Here is a 24796-nt window from a genome sequence, read left to right as displayed (position 1 = left end):
CCGATGGGTTGGCGGGGTTGTTGTGTCGATGACAACCCGGCTTCCAGCGATTGTTGTGAAATTTCCAGACAGGACGTGTCGATCGGTGCTAGGAACGGACGCTATTGAGACATGGCCCAAAAGCCCACCGAGGAAGGACCTTCATGCGCGACCCGGCCACCGAGGACGCCTACGAGCAGGACGGCTCGCTCAGCCGGCCGTACATCACCGACGAAGGCCGTCATGGCGGTGAGGGAGACCGGTTCTGGTCCGAGGAGCACGACGACCAGGCTCTCGGCACCGCGCCGGAAGACCAGGGCGACGTGTTGTCGGAGGACTGGCGGCCGGACCAGCCCGCGCTGACCCCCGCCGACCACGCCGACAAGGATGACTACGCCGCCGGACGCACGGCTCGGCTCCGGCCCGAGGGCCTGGTGAGCGACGAGGAGGTGAGCGACGGCGACACCGATCCGCGCGGCTTCCTCGGCTCGGGCTGGCGCAACGCCCCCGATCCGGAGGGGGACGAGGCCGAGGGGTCGCGGCGCGGCGGGCTGCTGCTGCGGACCGGCCTGATCGCCGCCGGGGTCCTGGGCGCGATCTGGGCGCTGGCGCTGTGGGTCGGGCAGCCGTCCGGAGCGGACTGCGCTGACGGAGCGACCTGCGCCGCCGGGGCCGGCACGGCCACGACGGCGCCGGCCTCACCGGCCGGAGAGCCTACGGACGTGCCCACCGACGAGGTGAGCGACGTGCCCGGCGACGTGCCGAGCCAGGCGCCCAGCGAGCCTCCCAGCGCCCGGCCCGAACGGACCCGGCCCGCGACGTCCGGGACCGAGGCGCCGGCCGCGTCGCCCGCGCCCTCGCGCGCCGATCGGCCTCGTACACAGGACCCCGGCTCCCGGGCGACCGCCTCCCCGCGTCCGTCGCGCGTGTCGGTCGACGCCCAGACCGGCAAGCAGGTCGGTGGGACGGACGCGGGCCCGGCCGAGGAACAGGCGGCCACGGCCCCCACCGCCGACGCGGCCACCGAACAGCCGACCAGCGCGCCCGCCCCCACGAAGGAGGAGCCGCGCCACGGCGGCGGACTGCTGGACTGGCTCTTCTAGGAGGCCGTGCAGCTGTCCTGCGTGGCGTCGAAGCCCTCCACGTCGTCGAGCGTCCTGGGGGGCTTCATCCCGTTCCAGTCGGCCCCGATCCCCAGCACGAGGGTCTGCGTGGTGGCCGTGGGCACCAGACGGGAGCGTGACTTCTTGAGCTCGCGGTACAGCCGGGACGCCCGGCTCTCGCCGTTCTTCGAGTACGCCACGACGGTCTTGGCGTACGGCTGGGGCGCCTGCTCGACCTTGACGATGTGGTAGCCGCGCTGCTCCAGCTCCGCGGCCACCTGGGTGCCGAGCCCCTGCTGCCCGCTGCCGTTGCGGACCAGGATGTGGATCTGCGACTTGGGGATCTTCTGCTCGCCGCTCTTGACGTTCTTGGCGATCTGGTCGGCGGCGACCATCCTGAACAGCCGTTGGGCCTGCGGCTGCACCCACTCGACCCGCCCGGGGTTGGTGATGGAGTAGCGCCAGGGCGTGGTGACGAAGCGGATCTGCCCGGCGGTCAGGCCCTGCGCGCTCGTCGCGAGGTCCTTCATCACGCCGATCGTGAGGTCGGGGTCGGTGGTGATCGACTTGGTCACCGCGTCGAGGAAGCCGAACAGCGTGGCGGGGTTGGTCAGCGTCTCGCCGCTCATGGCCTTCTTGGCCATCGAGGCGAGGAACATCTGCTGGCGCTGGATCCGGCCGATGTCGGAGCCGTCGCCGAGGCTGTAGCGCGCGCGGACGTATCCGAGCGCCTGCTCGCCCTTGAGCACCTGCTTGCCGGCGGGCAGGTCGAGCAGCGCCTTCTTGTCGTGGACGGCCTGCGGCAGGCAGACCTGCACGCCGTCCAGCGCGTTCACCATCGCCTTGAAGCCGGTGAAGTCGACCTTCACGAAGTGGTCGATGTGGATGTCCGTGAGGCCCTCGATCGTCTTCCAGGTGCAGCCGATGCCGCCGGAGTTGAACGACTCGTTGATCATTCCGACGTGCGGCCGCTGGCCCGGCAGGGTGCCCTTCGCGGGGCAGGCGGGGAGCCGGACGAGCGAGTCGCGCGGGAAGCTGATCAGCACCGCGCCGTCCCGGTTGGGCGAGATGTGCGCCAGGATGATCGTGTCGGTGCGCTCGCCGGGGAACCTGCCGTACTTGGCGTTCGCGCCGTTGCGCTGGTCCGAACCGACGATCAGCACGTTGAGCGCCTTGCTGATCTTCTGCGGGCGTGCCTCGCCGAGATCCTGCTTGGTCACCGTCTCGTGCTTGACGTTGCCGGTCAGCTTGACGTACCCGCCGACGGCGAACGTGGCGGCGCCCGTGAGCACGCCCAGCGCTCCCGACAACGTGACCCACAGCCATGCCCGCCACCTGGGGGGCGTCCGGGGCGGCGGCGGCGCCGGGAGGTCCTCCTCCGCCGGGGGCGCGGGACGGACGTCGACGTGACCCACTGTCGTGCTCCTGAGGGGGTCGGACCAGGCGTTTCTCACCAGGTCGCAAGCCAGTAGCGGCAAACGGGGCCAAGTGTAGCGATCTCCCCTGAACGTCACCTTTCAAACGAGGTAACCGCCCTGCAAGTACGGATCAAGCCCGTCCGCCTATCTCTAGGACGTACGAGAAATCCGAAGGGTTGAGAACAATGTCGCGTACTGTCCTTGTCATCGGCGCCGGCACCGGCCTCGCCATGCTGCTCGCCGGCATCTACGGGATCGGCTCGATCGACACCATGTCGTGGGGCATGCCCGCCTTCATCGTCGGGATGTTCCTGGTGATCGGCGACGTCGTCATCCTGGCCACCAAGCTGGTCGGCGGCGGTGGCCCCTCCACCGGCGTCTTCGGCCAGATGAAGAGCTTCCTGGGCACCGGCAACCGGGACCTCGTCGGCACCGGCCTGCCGGCGACCGCCCTGGTCCCGCGCCTGGTGATCGACTGGTCGGCGCTCCCCGCGGCGGCCTGAAGACCCTGAAGACCCTGAAGACCCTGAAGACCCTGAAGACTAGGCGGGCGGCGCGGTGCTGCCGCGGGTGGTCAGGCGCGGGGCCCGGTCCTCCAGCGGCCTCGCCTCCACGCCGTCGATCAGCGCGAGCAGCCGCTGCGCCGCGTGCGCGCCGTACGCCGGGATGTCCCGGGTGAGCACGGTCAGCGGCGGGCGGACGACCTGACAGAGCGGGGAGTCGTCCCAGGCGACGACGGACAGTTCGGCCGGCACGTCGAGTCGCATCTCCTGGGCGACCGACAGGCCGGCCACGGCCATGATGTCGTTGTCGAAGACGATCGCCGAGGGCCGTTCGGGTGAGCTGAGCAGCCGCCGGGTGGCCCGCGCGCCCTCTTCGCCGGTGTAGTCGGTGTGCACGATCGGGCAGCCGTCCAGGCCGAGGCCCGCGCAGACGTCGCGGAACGCCCGGTCGCGGATCGACGTGTGCGACAGCCGGGGCAGCCCGGCGACGCGGGCGATCCGCCGGTGCCCGAGCGCGACGAGATACTCCACCGTCTCGCGTACGGCCGCGCTGTCGTCGGCCCAGACCGGCACGAGCGACCCGGCGGCCGAGGGGTGCCCGAGGACGACGACGGGCATGCCCATCTCCTCCACCTGCGGCACGCGGGGGTCGTCGAGGTGGAGGTCGACGAGGATCGCGCCGTCCACCCGGCCCTCTCCCCACCAGCGGCGGTAGACGCCCATCTCGGCCTCGTGGTCGCCGACCACCTGCAGCAGCAGGGCGTACGAGCGGGCGGACAGCTCCGCCTCGATGCCGCTGATCAGCTCCATGAAGAACGGCTCCACGCCGAGGAAACGGGCGGGCCGGCACAGGGCGAGGCCCACGGCGTGCGCGCGGGCGCCGTTCAGCGCCCGGGCCGCGATGTTCGGCCGCCAGCCGATCTCGTTCGCGATCGCCAGGATGCGGGCCCTGGTCGCTTCGGACACCCCGGGCTGGCCGTTCAGGGCGTACGAGACCGCGCCCTTGGAGACCCCCGCCTGCCGTGCGATGTCCGCGATGGTCGGTCTTCTCACGTGTCCCCTCGGCTGAACCGGTCCAGTGACCCTCACCTTACTACCGTTACTTTGCCTCCATCTTCTTCCTATTGACACCGGATACATGGTGATTTTACGGTCTCGGTACTTATCCGGTTCAGCAATAGCGAGCCGAACATCATCGGGGCCTGGCAGTAGTGCGGACCCCGCGCGGTGTCGCGTGGGGGAAGGAGAGTCACCATGCGAAACCGATCGCGGTTTCTTATACCGGTGCTGGCAGCCGGCCTGTTGAGCGCGGCCTGTTCGGGAGGGAGCGGGTCGTCCACGCCGACCGGCCCCGCGGAAGGTGCGGCGGGAGGCGGCGCGGCCGCCCCGGCGGATGGCGGGGCGTTCCCCCGCAACGAGACCCTCTACACCAGCGGCACCCAGTGGGGCCCGCCCGCGAACTGGAACCCTCTGCGTGAGTGGGACTGCGCCACCGGGACCAAGGGCCTGGTCTACGAGACGCTGTTCATGTACGACCCGAACACCGACAAGTTCTCGCCGTGGCTGGCCGAGAGCGGCGACTGGACCGGCGACCTGGAGTACACCCTCAAGCTGCGCAAGGACATCACCTGGTCGGACGGCAAGCCGTTCACGGCCGACGACGTGATCTTCACGTTCGAGCTCGGCAAGATGGAGACCGTCCCCTACCACCCGCTGTGGTCGTGGATGAAGAGCGCCACCAAGGTCGACGACCAAACGATCAAGTTCAGCTTCAGCACGGCCAACCACCAGGAGTGGGCCAACCACCTCTACAGCCGGGCCATCGTCCCCAAGCACCTGTGGGAGGGGCGGTCCGAGGACGAGGTGATGAACGGCGTCAACGAGAAGCCCGTCGGCACCGGCCCGTACGCCTACCAGTCCCACGACCAGGACCGCATGGTCTGGATCAAGCGCGACGGCTGGTGGGCGACGAAGGCGTTGAACAAGGACGTCAAGCCCAAGTACATCGTCGACATCGTCAACTCCAGCAACGAGGTCGCGATGGGCCTGCTGCTGCAGAAGGGCCTCGACCTCAGCAACAACTTCCTGCCGGGCATCGCCAACCTGGTCAAGGGCAGCTTCGGCATCAAGACCTTCTACGACCAGCCGCCGTACATGCTGTCGGCGAACACCACCTGGATGTGGTTCAACACGGCGAAGAAGCCGATGGACGACAAGGAGTTCCGCAAGGCGGTCGCCTACGCCATCGACACCAAGAAGATCGTCGAGGGTGTCTACGGCAACCTGGTGAAGGGGTCCGACCCCACCGGCCTGCTGCCGCAGTGGGACAAGTACGTCGACAAGAACGTCACCTCCACGCTCGGCTTCTCCTACAACCCGGACAAGGCCAAGCAGCTGCTCGCCGACGCCGGCTACAAGGACCGCAACGGCGACGGGCTGGTGGAGTCGCCGAGCGGCGCCAAGATCTCGCTGAAGCTGATCGTGCCCGCCGGGTGGACCGACTGGATGGAGGCGGCCCGGGTCATCAGCTCCAGCGCCAAGGCCGCCGGCATCGACATCGAGGCCGACTTCCCCGACTACAACGCCCTCGTCGACGTGCGCAACCAGGGCAAGTTCGACCTCGTCCTCAACAACGACAAGCAGCTCGCGAACACCCCCTGGCTGTACTACGACTACCTGTTCCGCCTGCCGGTGCAGAAGCTGCAGAGCACGACGAACTACGGCCGGTACGAGAACAAGCGGGCGTGGGAGCTCACGCAGCAGCTCGACCAGGTCAAGCCCGAGGACATCGAGGGCATGAAGAAGGTCACCTCGGAGCTGCAGAAGATCCAGCTCGAGGACATGCCGGTCGTGCCGCTCTGGTACAACGGCCTGTGGTCCCAGACCACGAACTCAACCTGGAAGAACTGGCCCACCAGCGCGCCGAACGCCCCGAAGTACCCGCCGACGGTGTGGCGCAACTGGCTGGAGATGGGCGGCACGCTCATGCTCACAGAACTCCAGCCGGCCTCCGGAGGCTGATTCTGTCGCGCCCCCCTTCCATCCTGCGTACGGGAGGGGGGCGCCGTTCCGCGACCGGGAGGTCGATCTTGCGCCGCTATTTCGGCAGAAAGCTTCTCATCTACGGCCTGACGTTCTTCGTGGCCGTGACCATCAACTGGATGATCCCGCGGTTCATGCCGGGCGACCCCGTGCAGAGCATGCTGTCGCGGGCCAACGTCGCGCAGCCGGCGGCCGTCGAGGCCATGCGGGCGCACTACACCGCGATGTTCGGCCTTGACCTGCCGCTGTGGCAGCAGTACCTGAACTTCTGGGGTTCGCTGCTGAAGGGCGACCTCGGCATCAGCATCTGGCTGTTCCCGACGCCGGTCTCCGATGTCATCGTCCGGGCGGTCCCGTACACGCTGGGCCTGCTGATCCCGTCCATCCTGCTGAGCTGGTTCGCGGGCAACCGGTTCGGCGCGTTCGCCGCGCGGCGCAAGTGGCTCGACAACAGCGTGCTCCCGATCGGCTACGTGCTCACCGCGACGCCGTACATGTGGCTGGCGATCCTGCTGGCCTGGGCGCTCGGCATCGTCGCGGGGATCTTCCCGGTCGCCGGCGCCTACGGCTTCGACCTGCAGGCGTCCTGGTCGTGGACCTTCCTCGGCAGCCTCGCGCAGCACTGGTTCCTCCCGTTCGCGTCACTGTTCCTGGTCGCGTTCGGCGGCTGGGCCATCGGCATGCGCAACATGATCATCTACGAGCTGGAGGCGGACTACGTCAACTACCTGCGGGCGCTCGGCGCGCCGACGCGGCTGGTGCGGCGTTACGCCTTCAGGAACGCGATCCTGCCCCAGGTGACCGGCCTGGCCCTGCAACTCGGCGTGCTCGTGGCCGGCGCGCTCGTCACCGAAATCGTCTTCAGCTATCCCGGGCTGGGGCACCTGATCCTCCAGGCCATCCAGAACCAGGACTTCTTCCTGCTGCAGGGCACCTTCCTGTTCATCGTGATCGGCGTGCTGATCGCCAATTTCATCATCGACGTCGCGTACGTCCTGGTGGACCCGCGCACCAGGACCGGGATGGGAGGAGCGGCGTGAGAAACGAGGCGCTGCACTTCGCGCTGCGCAACCGCAAGCTGGTCGTCGGGACGGTCGTCATCGCCGTGTTCCTCGTGGCCGGCCTGGCAGGACCGCTGATGTTCGACCACGGGCCGAACGACTACGTCGGGCCGGCCATGGCGCCGCCGTCCGGGGAGTTCTGGTTCGGCACCACGACGTTCGGTCAGGACGTCTTCGCCCAGTTCGTGTACGGCCTGCGCGCGACGTTCCTCGTGGGCGTGCTCGGCGGCGTGCTGGCGGCGGCCGTCGGCATGGTCGTGGGGTTCGTCGCGGGCTACCGCGGCGGATGGGTCGACGAACTGCTCAACATGCTCACCAACATCGTGCTCGTGCTGCCCGCGCTGGTGGTGCTGCTGATCATCAACGCGTACCTGGGCGTGCGCAGCATCGGCGTGCAGGCGCTGTTCATCGGGCTGACCTCGTGGCCGTGGGCCGCGCGGGCGATCAGGGCGCAGACGTTCTCGCTGCGCTCGCGCGACTTCGTGGACCTCGCCCGGCTGAGCGGGGTGCGCACCCCGAAGATCATCCTTCGGGAGATCGCGCCGAACATGAGCTCGTACCTGTTCCTGACGTTCATCCTGCTGTTCGGCAGCGCGATCCTGGTCGCCGCCTCGCTCGACTTCATCGGCCTCGGCCCGACCCAGGGGGTCTCCCTCGGGCTGATGCTCAACAACGCCGCGCGGTGGAGCGCGCTCCAGCTCGGCCTGTGGTGGTGGTTCATCCCTCCGGGCGCGGGCATCACGGCGATCGTCGGCGCGCTCTACGTCATGAACGTCGGGCTGGACGAGGTGTTCAACCCGAAGCTGAGGGAGATGTGACGTGGCGCTGAATGTCACCGACCTCCGGGTCTACTACCGGACGCTGCGCGGCGAGGTGAAGGCGCTCGACGGCGTCACGTTCTCCGTGGCGGACGGCGAGATCATGGGCCTGGCCGGGGAGTCGGGCTCGGGCAAGTCCACGCTCGCCAAGAGCCTGATCCGCCTGGACGGCCGGATGCGGCACGTCGGCGGCACGGTCGAGCTGGACGGCAAGACGATGCCCCTGTCGGACGACACCGGGATGGACCGGTTCCGCTTCCGTGAGGTCTCGCTCATCCCGCAGTACTCGATGAGCGCGCTCAACCCGACCAGGAAGATCGGCAAGATGGTCGGCGAGCTGCTGGAGTCGCGCGGTGAGCGGCCGGAGAGGGCCGAGCTGGAGCGCCGGCTCGAGCTGGTGGGGCTGTCGAAGGACGTGCTCGACCGCTATCCGATCGAGCTGTCGGGCGGCATGAAGCAGCGGGTGGTCATGGTCGTCTCCACGCTGCTGAACCCCTCGCTGCTGATCGCCGACGAGATCACCTCCGCGCTCGACGTGTCCAGCCAGAAGGCCGTGGCCACGACGCTGCTCGGGTTCCGCGACCGCGGCCTGGTCACGAGCATGATGGTGGTCACCCACGACATCTCGCTCGTCTACCAGATCGCCGACACGATCATGGTGATGTACGCCGGACGGCTGGCCGAGAAGGCCCCGGCCGACGTGCTCGTCACCGCCCCGAGGCATCCGTACACCAAGCAGCTCATCTCCGCGCTGCCCGAGGTGGGGGTGCGGTACGAGGACCGCCGGCTGACCGGCATCCCCGGCAATCCGCCGTCCCTGCTGAAGCCGCCGGGCGGATGCCGGTTCCGGGACCGCTGCCCGCTCGCGTTCGAGCAGTGCGCCGAGCAGCCGCCGTTCGCGGAGGTGGCCCCCGGCCACTTCGTCGCCTGCTGGAAGGCCGAGTGAATGCTGAAACTCGATAGCGTCTCCAAGGTCTACCGCGTCGGCGCCTTCGGCGGAGGCGAGCTGAGGGCCGTCTCCGACGTCAGCTTCGAGGTCGGCGAGGGGGAGGTGGTCTCCCTCATCGGCGAGAGCGGCAGCGGCAAGAGCACGCTCGGCCGGATGATCCTGCGCCTCGCCTCGGTCAGCTCCGGCACGATCACCCTGGACGGCAGGGACATCTCCTCGATCAGGGACCGCAAGGAGTACTACCGGCAGGTGCAGGGCGTCTTCCAGGACCCCTTCAGCTGCTACAACCCCGTCTTCCGGGCCGACCGCGTCTTCGAGATGATCAAAGAGCAGTACTTCCCCCGGCTCGGCGCGGCCGAGTGGCGCACGCGCGTGGAGACCGCGCTGGAGAGTGTGCGACTCGACCCCGGCAACGTGCTCGGCAAGTATCCCCACCAGCTCAGCGGCGGGCAGCTCCAGCGGATGCTCATCGCCCGGGCGGTGCTCCTCGACATCCGGCTGCTGGTCGCCGACGAGATCATCAGCATGCTCGACGCGTCGACCCGCATCGACGTGCTGAACCTGCTGGCCGACCTGCGGGCGCGCGGCCTCGGCATCCTGTTCGTCACGCACGACCTGTCGCTCGGCAACTACGTCAGCGACCGGACTGTCGTGCTCCGGAACGGGAAGATCGTGGAGATGGGCCGAACGGACCTCGTCTTCGGCGCTCCGGCGCACCCCTATACCCGCTCGCTGCTGGCCTCGGTCCCGCGGCTGCACGCCAAATGGACGGACGAGGTCGTCGAGGACGTGCCGTGTGCCTATCACGAAGCGCAGGAGGAGAGCCGCACCCGCCCGGGGCTGGCCGAGGTGGAAGACGGCCACTTCGTGGCGTGCTCCGGCTGCGCGGGGGCTGCTGCCGAGGAGAAGAAGATTAAGGAGAAAGCGTGAGCTCGTACCGTCCCCTGCACGACGGGTGGACCGTCACCGCCGTGTCGTCGACCGGGCAGCTCCGGCCGGTGGTCGCGGGCCTGCCCGCGATCGTTCCCGGTTGCGTCCACACCGACCTCCTGGCCGCCGGGCTGATCGAGGACCCGTACCTGGACGACAACGAGGACCGGCTGACCTGGATCGGCCGCACGGCATGGGCGTACGAGACCGCCTTCACGTGGGACGGCACCGAGGACGACCGGGCGGACCTCGTTTGCGAGGGGCTCGACACGGCCGCCACGATCGTGCTCAACGGCATCGAGATCGGCACGACGGCCGACATGCACCGGTCGTACCGCTTCTCCGTACGGCACCTGCTGCGTGCGGGCGAGAACATGCTGAAGATCCTGTTCGACCCGCCGTACGGGTACGCGGAGGCGCAGAAGGCGGCCCTCGGCGACCGCCCCGGCGCGTACGCCGAGCCGTACCAGTTCATCAGGAAGATGGCCTGCAACTTCGGCTGGGACTGGGGACCGACGCTGGTCACGGCCGGGATCTGGCGGCCCATCGGCATCGAGACCTGGAGCACCGCCCGCCTGGCCGAGGTGCGTCCGCTCGTCCACGGAGACGGCAGGGTCGAGGTGCACGTGGCGGTCGAGCGCGCCGCCGAGCGGCCGCTCACGCTCACGGCCTCGGCGGGGGGCGTGACCGGGACCGTCACCGTCGGCGCCGGGCAGCGCCGGGCCGTCGTCACGCTGACCGTGCCCGACCCGGAGCTGTGGTGGCCGCGCGGGTACGGCGAGCAGCCGTTGTACGACCTGACCGTCCGGCTCGACGACCACGAATGGACCGGCCGGATCGGCTTTCGCTCCGTCGAACTCGACCGCACGGACGACGCGTTCACGTTCGTCGTCAACGGCACGCCGGTCTTCGTCAAGGGCTTCAACTGGATCCCCGACGACTGCTTCCCCTCCCGCGTCACCCGCGAGCGCCTCGCCGAGCGGTTCGCCCAGGCGGCCGCCGCGGGCGCCAACTGCCTGCGGGTGTGGGGCGGCGGGATGTACGAGAGCGAGGACTTCTACGACCTCGCCGACGAGATGGGCCTGCTCGTCTGGCAGGACTTCCCGTTCGCCTGCGCGGCCTACCCGGAGGAGGGCCGCTTCGCGGCCGAGGTCGAGGCCGAGGCCCGCGAGCACGTCGCCCGCCTGACCCGCCACGCCAGTCTCGTCCTGTGGTGCGGCAACAACGAGAACATCGAGGGCCACGCCGACTGGGGCTGGCAGGAGACGCTGGAGGGCCGCAGCTGGGGCGCCGGCTTCTACTACGACGTGCTGCCCCGGGTCGTGGCCGAGCTCGACCCGACCCGGCCCTACTGGCCGGGCAGCCCGTACTCCGGGGCGCCCGACCTGCCGCCGAACGACCCGTCGAAGGGCACCGTCCACATCTGGACCGTCTGGAACACCCACGACTACACGCACTACGGGACCTACACGCCGAGGTTCGTGGCCGAGTTCGGCTTCCAGGGCCCGCCGACGTACGCCACGCTGCGCGCCGCGGTCTCCGACGACCCGCTGACGCCGGTCTCCCCGGGCGTGACCCACCACCAGAAGGCGATCGACGGCAACCTCAAGCTGCTGCGCGGCCTCGGCGAGCATCTGCCGCAGCCGGACGGGTTCGACGACTGGCACTACTACACGCAGGTCAATCAGGCCAGGGCGATGGCGTTCGGCATCGAGCGGTTCCGGGCGCTCGCGCCGTACTGCATGGGCACGATCGCGTGGCAGCTCAACGACTGCTGGCCGGTCACCTCCTGGGCCGCGGTGGACGGCGGCGGGCGGCGCAAGCCGCTGTGGTACGCGCTGCGCCGGGTGTACGCCGACCGGTTGCTGACCTTCCAGGGCGACGCGGTGGCGGTGGTGAACGACACCGGCGAGCCGTGGTCGGGCGAGCTCGCCGTCGAACGGCTCAGCCTGGCGGGGGACATCCTCGCCAAGGAGCGCTTCGACGTGGCGGTCCCGGCGCGCGGCACGGCGTCCGTGGAGCTGCCCGAAGGGGTGGCGCGGGCCGGGAATCCGGCGGGTGAGGTGCTGGTCGCGACCCTCGGCGACGCCCGGGCGCTGCGGTTCCCCCGCGAGGACCCGGCCATGGACTACCCTCCGGCGGAGATGGACACGGTGGTCGAGGAGTTCGAGGGCGGGCTGCGGGTGCGCGTGACGGCGCGGACGATCGTGCGGGAGCTGGCGCTCTTCCCCGACCGGCTCGATCCCCGCGCGACCGTGGACGACCAGCTCGTCACGCTGCTGCCGGGGGAGACCGCGGTCTTCCACGTCACCGGCGGCAGTCCCGACCCCGGCGCGCTCGTACGTCACCCGGTGCTCCGATGCGTCAACGAACCCCGTTAGTCTCGTAACTCCCCCTTTGACGCCCGAAGGACGCACGTGGACCTGCTCACCAACCCCATAAAGGACTACCCCTGGGGCTCCCGTACGGCCATCGCCGAGCTGACCGGGCGGCCCGCCTCGGGGCCGGAGGCCGAGATGTGGCTGGGTGCTCACCCGGCCGCGTCCTCCCGGCTGACCAGGGACGGGGCCGAGATCACGCTCGCCGACGCGGTCGCCGCCGACCCCGTGGGGACCCTCGGTGAGGCGGTCGCCGGGCGGTTCGGGCAGCGGCTGCCGTACCTGATGAAGGTGATCGCGGTGGACGCGCCGCTGTCGCTGCAGGTCCACCCCGACGCCGATCAGGCCGCCGCGGGCCACGCCCGGGGCGACGCGAACTACACCGACCCCTGGCACAAGCCGGAGCTGGTCTGCGCGCTCACGCCGTTCACCGGGCTGGCCGGGTTCCGGCCGCCGGAGCAGGCGTCGATGCTGGTCGAGCGGCTGCACGTGAACGCGTTGCAGCCGGTGGTCGCGGCGCTGCGCGACGGCGACGTGCTCGCCGCGCTGCGGGCGCTGCTCGAGTGGCCCGGCTCCCGGCGGGAGCTGGTCGAGTCGGTGGTGTGGGCGGCCTCCGCCTGCCACACGCCCGACTACGCGCTCGTGGTGCGGCTGGCGCGGCGTTACCCGGAGGACCCGGCCGTGCTGGCGCCGCTGCTGATGCGCCGCCACACGCTGGCCCCCGGCGAGGCGCTGTTCCTCGGGGCCGGGGTGCTGCACTGCTACCTCGACGGCCTCGCCGTGGAGATCATGGCCTGCTCCGACAACGTGCTACGGGCGGGCCTGACCGGCAAGCACATCGACGTGGAGGAACTGCTGCGGATCACCGACGCCGCGGCGCAGCCCCTGGCGGTGGAGCCGGTCGGCGGCGCGTACGTGCCGCCCGTCCCGGAGTTCCTGCTCCGCAGGGTCGAGTCCGGCGCGGTGGAGGTGCTCCCCGGGGGTCTTCCCCGGATCGTGCTGTGCACCGAAGGCGTCGTCAACGTGCGTACGGCCTCCGGCTCGGAGGTGAAGCTGCGTTCCGGCGAGTCGGTGTTCGCCGACGCGTCCGAGGGCCCGGCCGAGATCGGCGGCGACGGCGTCGCCTTCTGTGCGCAGCCCCAGATATGACGTACTTAGCGTGATGTTTGTCCTACTCGGCGTGACGTGAAGACGTCGCGCGGGTAGGAGCCCCTCATCGTCAAGCGCGGCCCGACGAGGGGGATCCATGGGGCGCTTCAGGGTTGCCGGCATCGCCGTGGTGTCGTTGGGGGCGGTGGCGCTCTCCGCCTGCGCGGCCGGCGGGGGCAAGCACGCCACACCGGCGAGCCCGGCCGGCCACCGGCAGAACAGAGCGGCCGCCGATGCGACGCTTCGCAAGTCCGAGACGGCCGCCGCCGCCCAGGCGAAGGCCAATGAGCTGGGGCAGATTCCGGTGATCATGTATCACCGGATCGTCAACAACCCGCCGCCGGGCGACGACCGCAGTCCGAAGGACTTCCGCGACGAGCTGGAGCGGCTGGCGGCGGAGGACTACGTGCCGGTCACCGCGGCCGAGTACGTCACCGGGAAGATCGACATCCCGGCGGGCAAGCACCCGGTGGTGCTGACCTTCGACGACTCCTCGCCCGCCCAGCTCACGCTCGACGGCATGGGCAACCCGTCGCCGGACTGCGCGGTCGGCATCCTGATGGACGTCGCGAAGAAGCACCCGGGCTTCCGGCCGGTGGCGACCATGTATGTGATCAAGGACCTGTTCGGCAAGGCCCGCCAGGAGGAGCAGATCCAGGTCCTGCAGTGGCTCAAGGACCACAACTTCGACATCGGCAACCACACCCGCAACCACCTCAACCTGCTGGGCAAGCCGAAGGACCAGGTGGAGAAGGAGATCGCGGCCGGGCAGACGCTGATCACCTCGTTGGTCAAGACGCCGCCGGTCACGCTCGCCCTGCCGTACGGCAACCAGCCGCACGAGAAGAAGTGGGCGCTGCAGGGGGCGTCCGGTGGCACCCGTTACGACTACAAGGGCGTGTTCCTCGCGGGCTACACGCCGGCGCCGTCGCCGTTCACCAAGGACTTCGACCCGGTGGGCATCCCACGGATCAGGTCGAAGGAGAACAAGGTGGGCGACTGTAAGAAGTTCTGCTCGATGGCGTGGCTCGACTGGCTCAAGGCCAACCCTACGGACCGCTACACCTCGGACGGCAACCCCAACACGGTGGCCTTCCCGAAGTTCAAGGCGGCGTTCGTCGCACCGTCGTTCACGTCCCGTGCGCTGCCGTACTGATGGGGCGGGCCTGACGGGACGGGTGAGCGTGCGGGGGCGGCTACCCTGCCAGCATGGACGACGCCACCGCCGACGCCACCGCCCTGCGCGGTCTCACGCCGCGGCTGATCGGCCCGGAGATCATCGCGGTCTTCGCGGTCTCGCTCGGCGCCAGCGCCCTGCTGTCGCTCATCCGCCTCATCGGCGCACTGACCGCGCCGAAGGACCTGGGCGACCAGCACGCCGTGCTCGTCGGCTCGCTGGCCCCGGGCCGCCCGTGGCTGGATCTCACGCTGCACCTCGCGGGGATCGCGGTGAACGTGGCGCCGGTGGGGCTCGTCGCCTACCTGCTGGCCCGATCGGGCGAGTCCATGCGCACGATCGGGGCCGACTGGCGCGAGCCCGGCCGCGACACGCTGCGCGGCGCCGTGCTGGCGGCGGCGATCGGCGGCACCGGTCTGGTGTTCTACCTGTTCGCCTTCCGCTCCGGGATCAACCTGAACGTCGTGCCCGACAGCCTGCCGGACACCTGGTGGCGGATCCCGGTCCTCGTCGTCGAGGCCGCCCAGAACGGCGTGCTGGAGGAGGTGCTGGTCGCCGGGTATCTGCTGCACCGGCTGGGGCAGCGCGGCTGGTCGCCGTGGCGCGCGGTCGGGGCGTCGGCCGTCCTGCGCGGGTCCTACCACCTCTACCAGGGCTTCGGCGGCTTCGTCGGCAACATCGCGATGGGCGTGGTCTTCGGCCGGCTCTACCAGCGCTGGGGCCGGACCATGCCGCTGATCGCCGCGCACACGCTGATCGACGTGGTCGCCTTCGTCGGGTACGGACTGCTGCGCGGCCGCGTCTCCTGGCTGCCCTGATCTCCTGTCTAATCGGGCGGAATGCGTTCTCTCCGGCGTGCCTGATTGATTTGGGCCCGATCCCGGTGCATCGTTGACGGGCCGCCGCACGTCTGGATCCCCCCGGGCAAAACCGGCCTGTCCTGGCCGCATTTTTCATTCGGGGAATTCGCATGAGGCGTTTATCGACACGCATTCCATATCCGGCGCGCCGGCGCGCCGCCGTCGACCGCCGGCCAGGGGGGCCCACCCGGCCGCCCGGCCGCAGACGTCCGGTCGGCCCGCCGTACCGATGCCGCGTGGGCGGCGGGGCGGGCATCCACGGCTCCGCCGTACCGGCCGGCGCGATCGCCGTGACCGTCCGCACGATCACGCTCGTACGGCCCGCTCCCGGGCGCACCCGGTTGTGGGCGGCGGTCCCGCCGAGGCGGGAGACGAGCGGCTTATTACCACCGGTGCCGAGGGCACGGTCCGATCCCTTATGTCCCGCACGCCGGGCGCCCGCGGGGGCGCCCGGCGTCTCCTCGTCGCTCAGGCGAGGCAGCGCAGGGCGCCGCGGACGCGGGCGTCGAGAGGATGCCCGGCGGGCAGACGGCCGACGGTCGCCTCGACGAACTCCTCGGGGGACAGGTCGGCGGTCAGGCCGCCGTCCACCTGCACCTGAACCCGGCCGCATGCGCGTTCGACCCGCGCCTTGGGCCCCTGCTCCTCCAGTACGGACACGCCGACGTGGACCCGCCAGTCGAGGCGGTCGCCGGCCTCGTCCTGTGTCACCGGCGCCCCGACGTCGTCGGCGTGCGTGGCGTACTCCGAGTCGTAGTGGAAGGTCTGCAGGCCCGCCGGGTAGGGGCCGGCCGACGTGTGGAGCGTGCCGTCGCGGCCGAGGGCGCGCATGCGCGCGCGGGTCTCCCTGTTCCTGGTCCGCCACTCGTCGAGCACCTGCTCCACCGGCAGGGCGCGCCGCTTGCGCACGCACCACTCGTTGAAGCCGTCGAAGCCGCCGCGCACGCCCTCGTGGTCGAGCAGCTCGAAGAACCCGTCGATGTCGTCGTCCAGGCACGCGTGGTTGTACAACTCCTCGCCGGCCAGGTGCGCGAGCACGTCACGTACCGTCCAGCCGTCACACCGGGAGGGGCGGCTCCACCCGTCGTCGTCGAGGGAGGAGAAGAAGCGCTCCAGCCGTGCCGCCTCGGTGTCGAAGATGTCGAAGGGGTCGAGCCCCGCCAGTTCGTCCCGTGCTGAGGTCATGCCTGAGCCGTACCCGGAGGGGGTCAGCCCTCACTTGGGCGGTGTCGGGACATTTCCCGCAGAAAGCGGACATTCAAACGGGCAGCGGCCCCAACAAAGCGCAGGGGAAAGGAAAAACCGGCTCTTGGCCCGTTTGTCCGATGATCGACGTGGAAACCCCGAGATCGGTAAGCACGGCGCTTGTTCCGTGATTGTGCTGCGGTAGTTCTAGGGGGAAACGAAATGGCAAAAAGCACGAGCGTCGCCGGGATCCTCGCGATCGGCGCCGTCATCGCCGGGGGCGCCGTGATCGCGGGGGCTCCTCTCGTCGCCACACCGGCGGGGGCCGCCACGCTGCCCGCCACGATGTCCGCCACGATGTCCGCACAGCACAGCCTCGTCCGGTTCGGCCATCCGCACGCACGGGGGCAGCGCAACCGCCAGAAGAACGGGCACCGGCACAACCAGCGGCTGCGGGAGCAGCAGCGCCAGCACCAGTTCCTGATGCGTGACCTCACGCTGGTCCTCGTCCCCTACCAGAAGGAGACGACGGACGCGCAGGCGTTGCCGTACAACTGGCAGAACGACAGCACCGTCGCGCAGCAGTACGGCAACCAGGACCGGCTGTCCACGCAGGAGAACGCGCCCGAGGCGGTCGAGATCAACCGCGACGGCGAGGAGCACAACAGCAAGACGACGGCCTCCCCGCGGGTGGACGAGCACGAGACCGAAGTGGATCGGTCCGTCGAGGTGAAGGGCGACGAGAAGGGCGACGAGAAGGGCAAGGAGGAGGGCAAGGCGGGCGGCAAGGCGAAGCCGGACGCTCCGTCGCCCCGGCCACAGGTGGACCCCGTCACGCGGCCCGCCACCCCCACGCCGCAGCCGGCCGCGGCACCGGTCGTCAAGCCCGTGGTGAAGCCGGTCGAGAAGCCGGTCGTCAAGCCCGTCGTCAAGCCCGTGGTGAAGCCGGTTGAGAAGCCCGTGCCGCAGCCGGTCGTCAAGCCCGCGGCGTGCGCTCCCGCCTGCACGCCCACTCTCACCCTGCCCCTGACCCTTTCGCTCACGGCCGCGGTGTCCCTCGACGCGAAGCCGGAGGCCGCGACCACCGGGGCGACCACCGGGGCGACCACCGGGGCCGCCACCGGCGCCGCCTGCCTGCCGCAGACCGCCTCCTGAGCCGTCAGGCGTCCCTGCGGGCCAGCAGGACGGCGGCCACCGCGTACGGCACCGCCACCCAGGCGACCATCGCCGCGAGCGCGGCGGGTTGCGACAGCAGCGCGCCGCCGACCGACTGGGGGTTGCCGGTGCCGGCCAGCTGGCCCGCCAGGGCGCCCGGCAGGATCGAGCCGACACGCTCGTTCCAGGGCGCCGGCAGGTTGAAGCCGACGATGGGCAGCACGTACCAGACCGCCACGAGGGTGGCGACGGCGGCGACGGCGGAGCGCGTGAGCGCGGCCAGGCACAGTCCGAGGAGCGCGAACATCGCGATGGACAGGCTCATCGCCAGGAAGAGCGGCAGTTGCCCGCTCAGCGCCTCCGCCGACTGCCCGCGAACGGGCCGGTCACCGATGATGAGCCGCCCGGCGGCGTACGTCGCGAGCACGGCCGCGAGGCCCGTGCAGAAGGCGACGACCGCGACGACGACCGCCTTGGCGGCGAGCACCCGGCCGCGTGACGGCAGCACGGTGAACGTGGTGCGGATCATCCCGGTGCCGAACTCGCCGGAGAAGGCGAGGACGCCCAGCACGGCCAGGCACAGCGAGGCGAGCGTGTGCGTCACCTCGGGCAGCGACGACACCTCGAGGTGGTCGCGCCGACCGGGCGGCAGGCCGTCCCACAGGTGGGCGGCGTACCAGGCCAGCAGGGCCATGAGACCGACGACGACGGCGACGACGGCGAGAACCACGGAGGTGGATCGGACAGTGCGGAGCTTGAGCCATTCGGCGGCGAGAGCGTCGATCACCGGTTCGCCTCCTCCGCTGTGAGCTCAGCCGTGAGCCGCATGTAGGTCTCCTCCAGGGAGGCGCCGCGCGGGGTGACCTCGTGGAGAGGGATCGCGTGCCGGGCGGCGAGGTCGCCGATCTCCACCGGGTCGAGGCCGCGCACCGACAGGCCCCCGCCGTCCTCGGCCGCGACCGTCCCGCCCGCGGCCGACAGCGCCGTGGCGAGGTCCGCGGCGCGGCTGCTGCGGACGAAGACGTCCCGTACGGCGGTCAGCTCCCGCATCGAGGTGTCCGTGATGAGGCGCCCGCGTCCGATGACGACCAGATGGTCGGCGGTGAGTTCCATCTCGCTCATCAGGTGACTCGACAGGAGCACCGTCCGCCCCTCCGCGGCGAGGCCGCGGAGCAGTTCGCGGATCCAGCGCACGCCGTCCGGGTCGAGGCCGTTGACCGGCTCGTCCAGCAGCAGCACTCCGGGGTCGCCGAGGAGCGCGGCGGCGATACCGAGGCGCTGCCGCATGCCGAGCGAGAAGCCCCGGATCCGCCTGCGTGCCACTCCGGCCAGCCCCACCTGCTCGATGACGGACACGACCCGGTCCTGGCCGATGCGGTTGGCGCGGGCCATCCAGCCCAGGTGACCCAGGGGCGTACGGCCGCCCTGGACGGCGCCGGCGTCCAGGAGCGCGCCCACCTCCCGCATCGGGTGACGGAGGCGGTCGTAGCGGCGGCCGCCCACCAGCGCCTCGCCGCTCGCCGGGCGGTCCAGGCCGAGGATCATCCGCATGGTGGTGGACTTGCCCGCGCCGTTCGGCCCGAGGAACCCGGTGACCCGGCCTGGTTTCACGTGGAACGTCAGCCCGTCCACGGCGACCGTGCGCCCGAAGCGCTTGGTCAGCTCTCTGACTTCGATCATCTCCCGACGGTCTCGCGGAGCCCCCGCTCTTCGCGTCGGAGCGGCGTGCGATCCGCGGGACGTGTCTCAGACCGTGGCATGACAGACCGGGGCAGGAGGCGAGCGTGCGCACGTATGGCTAGCGTGGGCGCGTGGACGATCCGGACGTGCGGCCGTTGTTCCCCCGGCCGCTGCGCCCCTGTGAGCTGGTCGCGCTCGACGTGCTGGCCGGGCTGGGCTACGCGTTCGTGCTGGTCGTCAACCCTCCAGGTGTGCACCACCCGGCGGCCTTGGCCCTGATCGCCGCGATGACGCTGCCGCTCGCGGCGAGGCGGCGGTGGCCGCTGCCGGTCTTCTGCGTCGTCGCGGCCGCGTCCATGGCGGCCATGGCGTTCGGCGTCGTGCGGGAACCGCTGGCCGCCGCGGCGTACGCGCTCTATCCGGTCGCGCTCACGACACGGCGGCGCCGGTGGGAACCGACGGCGGCGATCGGCGTGCTGACCGCCGGGGCGCTGCTGCTCGCGGCGTTCGGCGGCGTGTCGGCCGAGCCCGAGGTCAGGCGGATCGCGGAGACCGTCGTGCTGGCCGCGCTCGCGCTGGGCGGCGCCTGGACGATCGGCCGGGCGGTGCGGGAGCGCCGGGCGTACGCCGCCCGCCTGGCCGGGCAGGCCGCCGAGCGCGCCGTCACCGAGGAGCGGCTGCGCATCGCCAGGGAGATGCACGACGTGGTCTCCCACACGCTCAGCCTCATCGGGGTCAAGGCCGGGGTCGCGGCGCATGTGGCCGACCGGCGGCCGGAGGAGGCGCTGGAGGCGCTGCGGGTCATCGAGAGCACGAGCAGGCAGGCGCTGACCGAGATGCGGCACATGCTCGGTGTCCTGCGCACCGCTCCCGGCGCTGTCTCCGAGGGCCTGTCCCCGGCGCCCGGGCTCGCGGCGCTGACGGACGTCGCCGAGCGCGCGGCGGCCGCGGGCGTACGGGTCGACCTGGACGTCCGGGTGACGGGCGGCCTGTCCGAGGCGCTGGAGCTCGCGGTCCACCGGATCGTCCAGGAGGCCGTCACCAACGTGGTCAGGCACGCGGCCCCGGCCCGGTGCCGGGTCCGGGTGGACGAGGAGGAGGGACGGCTGCGCGTCGAGGTGACCGACGACGGGCCGGGCCGCCGGGTCCTGCCCCCCGGCCCGCCCGGGCACGGTGTTGCCGGACACGGTGTGATCGGCATGCGTGAGCGCGTCACGGCGCACGGCGGGGACTTCACGGCCGGTCCGCTTCCCGGCGGCGGTTTCCGCGTGCGCGCCCGCCTGCCGCTGCGGGGGGAGGAGAGGTGAACGATCCGGGTCCGATCCGGGTGCTGCTCGCCGACGACCAGGAACTGCTGCGCGGCAGCCTGCGCCTGCTGGTCGACAGCACGCCGGGACTGGTGGCGGTCGGCGAGGCCGGCACCGGGACGCGGGCCGTCGAACTGGCCCGCGCGGAGCGCCCCGACGTCGTGCTGATGGACGTGCGCATGCCCGGCATGGACGGCATCGAGGCGACCCGGCGCATCTGCGCCGAACGCCTCGGCACCAGGGTGCTGATCCTCACCACGTTCGACCTCGACGAGTACGTCTACGCGGGGCTGCGGGCCGGGGCGAGCGGGTTCCTGCTGAAGAACACCCCGCCCGCCGACCTGCTGGCCGCGATCCGCGTCATCGCCGCGGGGGAGGGACTGCTGGCGCCGAGCGTCACGAGGCGGCTGATCGCCCAGTTCGCCCAGTCGACACAGTTCGCCCGCGGCCCGGCCGCTGCCCCGAACCGGGCGGCCACGGGAGCGCTCGACGGGCTGACCGGCCGTGAGCGGGAGGTGCTCACCCTCGTCGCACGCGGCCTGTCCAACCTGGAGATCGCCGCGAACCTGCACGTCAGCACCGCCACCGTGAAGACCCACATCGGCCACCTGCTCGCCAAGCTCGGCGCGCGGGACCGGGCCCAGCTGGTCATCGCCGCCTACGAAGGGGGACTCGTCTCCACCTCACGGCCGCAGGGGTGACAGGGTGGAGCCGTGGACGTCTTCGATGTGATCGTGGTGGGTGCGGGTTCGACGGGTGAGGTCGCCGCGGGCCGGGTGGCCGCCTCCGGCCTGAGCACCGTCATCGTGGAGAGCGAGCTGGCGGGAGGGGAGTGTTCCTACTGGGCCTGCATGCCGAGCAAGGCGCTCCTGCGGCCGGTGGACCTCGCGGGTGAGGTGGGCCGGGTCACGGGGCTGAGGCTCGGCGGCCCGATCGACGCCGCCGCGGTGCTGGCCCGGCGTGACGCCGTGGTCTCGCACTACGACGACGAGGGGCAGGTGCGCTGGCTCGAATCGGCGGGCGTGACGCTCGTACGCGGCACCGGACGGCTCACCGGCCCCCGGCGGGTCGAGGTCACGACGGCCGACGGCGGCACCCGCACGCTCGTCGCGAACCACGCCGTCATGCTGGCCGCCGGAAGCCGCCCGGTGATCCCGCCCGTGGCCGGTCTCGCCGCGGCCGGGCCGTGGACGAACCGTGAGGTCACCGGTGTGCGTGCCGTACCGGACCGGCTCGTCGTGATCGGCGGCGGCGTGGTCGCGTGCGAGATGGCCCAGGCCATGCGCGGGCTCGGCGCCAGGGAGGTCACGATGCTCGTCCGGGGCGGTCAGCTGCTCGGGCGTATGGAGCCCTTCGCCGGGGAGACGGTCGCGCGGTCGCTGGCCGACCAGGGGATCGACGTCCGCATGCACGAGAGCGCGGAGAAGGTCGAACGGCCGGAGCCGGACGGCGAGGTCACGGTGCGGCTCGCGAGCGGCGCAACGGTCACGGCCGACGAGATCCTGGTCGCGGCGGGCCGCCGGGCCGCCACGGACGACCTCGGCCTGGCCTCGGTGGGGCTGCCCGAGTCCGGCCCGATAGAGGTGGACGAGAGCATGCGGGCCGCCGGCGTGGCGGACGGCTGGCTCTACGCGATCGGGGACGTGAACGGCCTCGCGCTCCTCACGCACATGGGCAAGTACCAGGCGCGGGTGGCCGCGGACGTGGTCGCCGCCCGTGCCCGCGGCGAGGCGGACGACCGGCCCGGGATGCGCGACCGCGCGGACCGCGCCGGGGTGCCGCAGGTGGTCTTCACCGATCCGCAGGTGTGCGCGGTGGGCCGCACCGAGGCGCAGGCCCGCGCGGAGGGCTTCGACGTGCGGGTGGTGGAGTACGACATGGAGCAGGTGGCCGGCGGCTACCTGCTCGGCGACGGCTATCGCGGCAGGGCCAAGGCGGTGGTCGACGAGCGCCGCCGGGTGCTGCTCGGCGTGACCTTCGTGGCCCCCGCGGCGGCCGAGCTGCTGCACGCCGCGACGATCGCGGTCACCGCGGGGGTGACCCTCGACGACCTGTGGCACGCCGTACCGGCCTACCCGACCGTCAGCGAGGTGTGGCTGCGCCTGCTGGAGGCGTACGGGCTCTAACCGGCGTCGTGGTCCGTCGCGTGGTCACCCGTCGGGGCTGACCAGTCTTGTCCGGTAGGCGATGACGACCAGCTGCGCGCGGTCACGCGCTCCCAGCTTCGTCATCGCGCGGCTGACATGGGTGCGGGCGGTGGCCGGGCTGAGGGACAGCTCGGCGCCGATCTCGTCGTTGCTCAGGCCCCGGCCCACCAGGGCCAGCACCTCCCGCTCGCGCTCGGTGAGCACCGCGAGCCGGTCCTCCGCGGCCTTGGCCGCCGTCTGTAGCGCGGTGAACCGGCCGATGAGGCGTCTGGTGATCCGCGGTGCCAGCAGGGCCTCTCCCGCGGCGATCACCCGGATGGCGTGCAGGAGCTCGGCCGGTCCGGCGTCCTTGAGCAGAAAGCCGCTGGCGCCGGCTTGCAGTGCCTCGAAAACGTGGGCGTCGGTGTCGTAGGTGGTGAGGATGAGAACCCGGACGCGCTCCAGTCCGCGTATCCGGGTGATCTCGGCCGTGGCCCGGATCCCGTCCAGCTTCGGCATGCGGATGTCCATGAGGACGACGTCGGGGCGGGTCGCGCGGGCGCGCTCGACGGCCTCGGCCCCGTTGGTCGCCTCGCCGACCACGGTGATGTCGTCTTCGAGGTCGAGCAGCAGTCTGAACCCCGATCGCACGAGCCCCTCGTCGTCGGCGAGCAGCACCTTGATCGGAGAGGAAGCCGGCGGTGACACGAATGCCGTGTTCATAGACGCGACCCGGTCGGCACGAGAGGCAGGCGGGCCGTGACCTCGAACCCTCCGCCCGGAGTCGGCTTGGCGTCGAGGTCTCCGCCGAGCAGCTGACAGCGCTCGCGCATGCCCAGAATGCCGCGGCCGGCCCCACCCGGCGTGTCCGTGCCGTCGCCGGCCGCTCGACTCGCGGAGTCGCCGCCGGACCCGGTGCGGCGGCCCTCGTCGGCCACGCGGATCTCCAGGATGTCGACGCCCGGATTCAGCGCGACCGTCACCCGGGTCGGACCGACGTGGCGGATCACATTGGTGATCGACTCCTGCAGGATCCGGTAGGCGGCACTGTCCACCGCGCTCGGCAGCGGCGTCGCGGGGGAGGGCGCTTCGAGCGTGACGTCCAGCCCGGCGTCGCGTGCCTTGGCGGTGAGTTCGCCGATCTGTTCCAGGCCGGGGTGTGGCGCGCGGCCGTCGTCGTCGTCACGGAGCACACCGAGGATGGCGCGCATCTCCCGCAGCGCCCGGGAACTGGTCTGCTCGATGGCCTGCAGCGCTGCGCGGGCCTGTTCCGGTCTCTTGTCGAGCACGTGCGCGGTGACCCCGGACTGCACGTTGATGATCGCGATGGCGTGCGCGACGGTGTCGTGGACTTCGCGGGCGATCCTGAGCCGCTCGGCGTCGACCCGCGCACGGGCTTCGTCCTCGCGGGTCCGTTCGGCCAGTTCCGCACGCGCCTCCGCTTCGGCCGCGATGACCCGCCGCGATCGCACGGACTCACCGAGAGCCACGCTCATGACCGACGCGCCGATGCGGAAGTACACCCAGCCGATGGCGGCGTGCGGCTGTATGTCGGCCGCGGTGACCAGCCACCAGACGGCGAGCACGGCGGTGCCCACGCCGGCGATCACCAACGACCGGCGCCCGTCACCGTAAGCGGCGAGGGTGTACAGGGCGACGAAGAGTCCGAGCCAGCCGGGCCCGTCCGGGAAGTCGAGACCGTAATACACCAGGCTGGCGAGCCCGGCGACGACGAACACCGGCACCGGCCACCGGCGGCGGACGGTCAGGATCAGGCCGTTCAGCGCGAGCAGCGCGAATCCGAGGTTCCCGAGATCGGTGAGGGGACGCTGCACCACCTCGCCGGTGGTGCGGATGATCGTGCCCTGAATCTGCATCACGGTGATGAAGACCGCGAGCGACACCTCCTGCGCCGGCACAGGAAGGCGCAACGACGCGGCTCGGTGCTCCATGCCGTGATCGTACTGTTCCCGTAC

The 24796-nt window shown here is 71.1% G+C and carries 22 protein-coding genes; 15 read left to right on the top strand and 7 right to left on the bottom strand.

Annotated features, from left to right (window positions below; all coding sequences use genetic code 11):
• The first annotated feature begins 143 nt into the window (after positions 1–143).
• Entirely contained in the window at positions 144–1082 is a 939-nt protein-coding gene (locus HHX41_RS04205; RefSeq protein ID WP_182904891.1) for a hypothetical protein, read from the top strand.
• On the opposite strand, the gene HHX41_RS04200 is transcribed toward HHX41_RS04205, so the two are convergent.
• Positions 1079–2497, bottom strand: coding sequence for an LCP family protein (locus HHX41_RS04200; RefSeq protein WP_182904890.1), 1419 nt, complete (start codon positions 2495–2497; stop codon positions 1079–1081). The genes HHX41_RS04205 and HHX41_RS04200 overlap by 4 nt on opposite strands.
• A 188-nt stretch (positions 2498–2685) precedes the next feature.
• Here HHX41_RS04200 and HHX41_RS04195 point away from each other — a divergent pair, with 188 nt between their 5' ends.
• Positions 2686–3003 (top strand): hypothetical protein, encoded by a 318-nt coding sequence (locus HHX41_RS04195; RefSeq protein ID WP_182904889.1) that lies wholly within the window; start codon positions 2686–2688, stop codon positions 3001–3003.
• A 39-nt stretch (positions 3004–3042) separates the two neighbouring features.
• Here HHX41_RS04195 and HHX41_RS04190 read toward each other — a convergent pair whose 3' ends face one another.
• Positions 3043–4056 carry a LacI family DNA-binding transcriptional regulator gene (locus HHX41_RS04190; RefSeq protein ID WP_182904888.1) on the bottom strand — a complete coding sequence of 338 codons (1014 nt, stop codon included), beginning with the start codon at positions 4054–4056 and terminating at the stop codon, positions 3043–3045.
• A 201-nt stretch (positions 4057–4257) separates the two neighbouring features.
• Here HHX41_RS04190 and HHX41_RS04185 point away from each other — a divergent pair, with 201 nt between their 5' ends.
• From HHX41_RS04185 to HHX41_RS04145, 9 genes are all read left to right on the top strand, one after another.
• Entirely contained in the window at positions 4258–6024 is a 1767-nt protein-coding gene (locus HHX41_RS04185; RefSeq protein ID WP_182904887.1) for an ABC transporter substrate-binding protein, read from the top strand.
• Between the two features lie 68 nt (positions 6025–6092).
• Positions 6093–7085, top strand: a complete 993-nt coding sequence (locus tag HHX41_RS04180; RefSeq protein ID WP_182904886.1) for an ABC transporter permease — start codon at positions 6093–6095, stop codon at positions 7083–7085.
• Positions 7082–7924, top strand: a complete 843-nt coding sequence (locus HHX41_RS04175; protein ID WP_182904885.1) for an ABC transporter permease — start codon at positions 7082–7084, stop codon at positions 7922–7924. The genes HHX41_RS04180 and HHX41_RS04175 overlap by 4 nt, the downstream gene beginning before the upstream one ends.
• A 1-nt stretch (position 7925) precedes the next feature.
• Complete coding sequence (locus HHX41_RS04170) at positions 7926–8870, top strand: ABC transporter ATP-binding protein (protein WP_182904884.1); 945 nt, start codon at positions 7926–7928, stop codon at positions 8868–8870.
• Entirely contained in the window at positions 8871–9803 is a 933-nt protein-coding gene (locus HHX41_RS04165; RefSeq protein ID WP_182904883.1) for an ABC transporter ATP-binding protein, read from the top strand. It abuts the gene before it with no gap.
• Positions 9800–12184: a glycosyl hydrolase 2 galactose-binding domain-containing protein gene (locus HHX41_RS04160; protein ID WP_182904882.1), complete on the top strand. Its 2385-nt coding sequence runs from the start codon at positions 9800–9802 to the stop codon at positions 12182–12184. Before HHX41_RS04165 ends, HHX41_RS04160 begins: the two co-directional genes overlap by 4 nt.
• A gap of 36 nt (positions 12185–12220) precedes the next feature.
• Positions 12221–13330, top strand: a complete 1110-nt coding sequence (gene manA, locus HHX41_RS04155) for a mannose-6-phosphate isomerase, class I (protein ID WP_182904881.1) — start codon at positions 12221–12223, stop codon at positions 13328–13330.
• A 97-nt stretch (positions 13331–13427) separates the two neighbouring features.
• Entirely contained in the window at positions 13428–14486 is a 1059-nt protein-coding gene (locus tag HHX41_RS04150; protein ID WP_182904880.1) for a polysaccharide deacetylase family protein, read from the top strand.
• A 53-nt stretch (positions 14487–14539) separates the two neighbouring features.
• A complete protein-coding gene (locus tag HHX41_RS04145; protein ID WP_182904879.1) occupies positions 14540–15325 on the top strand; it encodes a CPBP family intramembrane glutamic endopeptidase in 786 nt (261 codons plus the stop codon).
• 510 nt (positions 15326–15835) lie between these two features.
• On the opposite strand, the gene HHX41_RS04140 is transcribed toward HHX41_RS04145, so the two are convergent.
• Positions 15836–16552, bottom strand: coding sequence for a maleylpyruvate isomerase family mycothiol-dependent enzyme (locus HHX41_RS04140; RefSeq protein WP_182904878.1), 717 nt, complete (start codon positions 16550–16552; stop codon positions 15836–15838).
• 222 nt (positions 16553–16774) lie between these two features.
• On the opposite strand from HHX41_RS04140, the gene HHX41_RS04135 reads away from it, so the two are divergent.
• Complete coding sequence (locus HHX41_RS04135; protein WP_182904877.1) at positions 16775–17707, top strand: hypothetical protein; 933 nt, start codon at positions 16775–16777, stop codon at positions 17705–17707.
• Positions 17708–17711: 4 nt separating this feature from the next.
• Here the strand turns inward: HHX41_RS04135 and HHX41_RS04130 are convergent, their stop codons facing one another.
• Positions 17712–18494: an ABC transporter permease gene (locus HHX41_RS04130; RefSeq protein ID WP_182904876.1), complete on the bottom strand. Its 783-nt coding sequence runs from the start codon at positions 18492–18494 to the stop codon at positions 17712–17714.
• Entirely contained in the window at positions 18491–19387 is an 897-nt protein-coding gene (locus tag HHX41_RS04125; RefSeq protein WP_182904875.1) for an ABC transporter ATP-binding protein, read from the bottom strand. The genes HHX41_RS04130 and HHX41_RS04125 overlap by 4 nt, the downstream gene beginning before the upstream one ends.
• Before the next feature lie 131 nt (positions 19388–19518).
• Between HHX41_RS04125 and HHX41_RS04120 the strand changes: the two genes are divergently transcribed.
• From HHX41_RS04120 to HHX41_RS41580, 3 genes are read left to right on the top strand one after another with little or no spacing between them, the layout of a single operon-like run.
• Positions 19519–20694 (top strand): sensor histidine kinase, encoded by a 1176-nt coding sequence (locus HHX41_RS04120; RefSeq protein ID WP_220503730.1) that lies wholly within the window; start codon positions 19519–19521, stop codon positions 20692–20694.
• Complete coding sequence (locus HHX41_RS04115) at positions 20691–21395, top strand: response regulator transcription factor (protein WP_182904874.1); 705 nt, start codon at positions 20691–20693, stop codon at positions 21393–21395. Before HHX41_RS04120 ends, HHX41_RS04115 begins: the two co-directional genes overlap by 4 nt.
• Before the next feature lie 12 nt (positions 21396–21407).
• A complete protein-coding gene (locus HHX41_RS41580; RefSeq protein WP_310741768.1) occupies positions 21408–22820 on the top strand; it encodes an NAD(P)/FAD-dependent oxidoreductase in 1413 nt (470 codons plus the stop codon).
• 24 nt (positions 22821–22844) lie between these two features.
• Here the strand turns inward: HHX41_RS41580 and HHX41_RS04105 are convergent, their stop codons facing one another.
• A complete protein-coding gene (locus tag HHX41_RS04105; protein ID WP_182904873.1) occupies positions 22845–23543 on the bottom strand; it encodes a response regulator transcription factor in 699 nt (232 codons plus the stop codon).
• Entirely contained in the window at positions 23540–24772 is a 1233-nt protein-coding gene (locus tag HHX41_RS04100; protein WP_182904872.1) for a sensor histidine kinase, read from the bottom strand. The genes HHX41_RS04105 and HHX41_RS04100 overlap by 4 nt, the downstream gene beginning before the upstream one ends.
• Positions 24773–24796 lie beyond the last annotated feature (24 nt).

Source organism: Microbispora sp. H13382, from assembly GCF_014161445.1.
Lineage (GTDB): Bacteria > Actinomycetota > Actinomycetes > Streptosporangiales > Streptosporangiaceae > Microbispora.
This window is presented reverse-complemented; position numbering and strand designations above follow the sequence as displayed.

Bases quoted from the DNA above. Each gene is read 5' to 3' on its own strand.
- HHX41_RS04205 (WP_182904891.1), top strand. From the start codon at position 144: ATGCGCGACCCGGCCACCGAGGACGCCTACGAGCAGGACGGCTCGCTC.
- HHX41_RS04195 (WP_182904889.1), top strand. From the start codon at position 2,686: ATGTCGCGTACTGTCCTTGTCATCGGCGCCGGCACCGGCCTCGCCATG.
- HHX41_RS04185 (WP_182904887.1), top strand. From the start codon at position 4,258: ATGCGAAACCGATCGCGGTTTCTTATACCGGTGCTGGCAGCCGGCCTG.
- HHX41_RS04165 (WP_182904883.1), top strand. From the start codon at position 8,871: ATGCTGAAACTCGATAGCGTCTCCAAGGTCTACCGCGTCGGCGCCTTC.
- HHX41_RS04150 (WP_182904880.1), top strand. From the start codon at position 13,428: ATGGGGCGCTTCAGGGTTGCCGGCATCGCCGTGGTGTCGTTGGGGGCG.
- HHX41_RS04145 (WP_182904879.1), top strand. From the start codon at position 14,540: ATGGACGACGCCACCGCCGACGCCACCGCCCTGCGCGGTCTCACGCCG.
- HHX41_RS04140 (WP_182904878.1), bottom strand. From the start codon at position 16,552: ATGACCTCAGCACGGGACGAACTGGCGGGGCTCGACCCCTTCGACATC.
- HHX41_RS04135 (WP_182904877.1), top strand. From the start codon at position 16,775: ATGGCAAAAAGCACGAGCGTCGCCGGGATCCTCGCGATCGGCGCCGTC.
- HHX41_RS04125 (WP_182904875.1), bottom strand. From the start codon at position 19,387: ATGATCGAAGTCAGAGAGCTGACCAAGCGCTTCGGGCGCACGGTCGCC.
- HHX41_RS04105 (WP_182904873.1), bottom strand. From the start codon at position 23,543: ATGAACACGGCATTCGTGTCACCGCCGGCTTCCTCTCCGATCAAGGTG.
- HHX41_RS04100 (WP_182904872.1), bottom strand. From the start codon at position 24,772: ATGGAGCACCGAGCCGCGTCGTTGCGCCTTCCTGTGCCGGCGCAGGAG.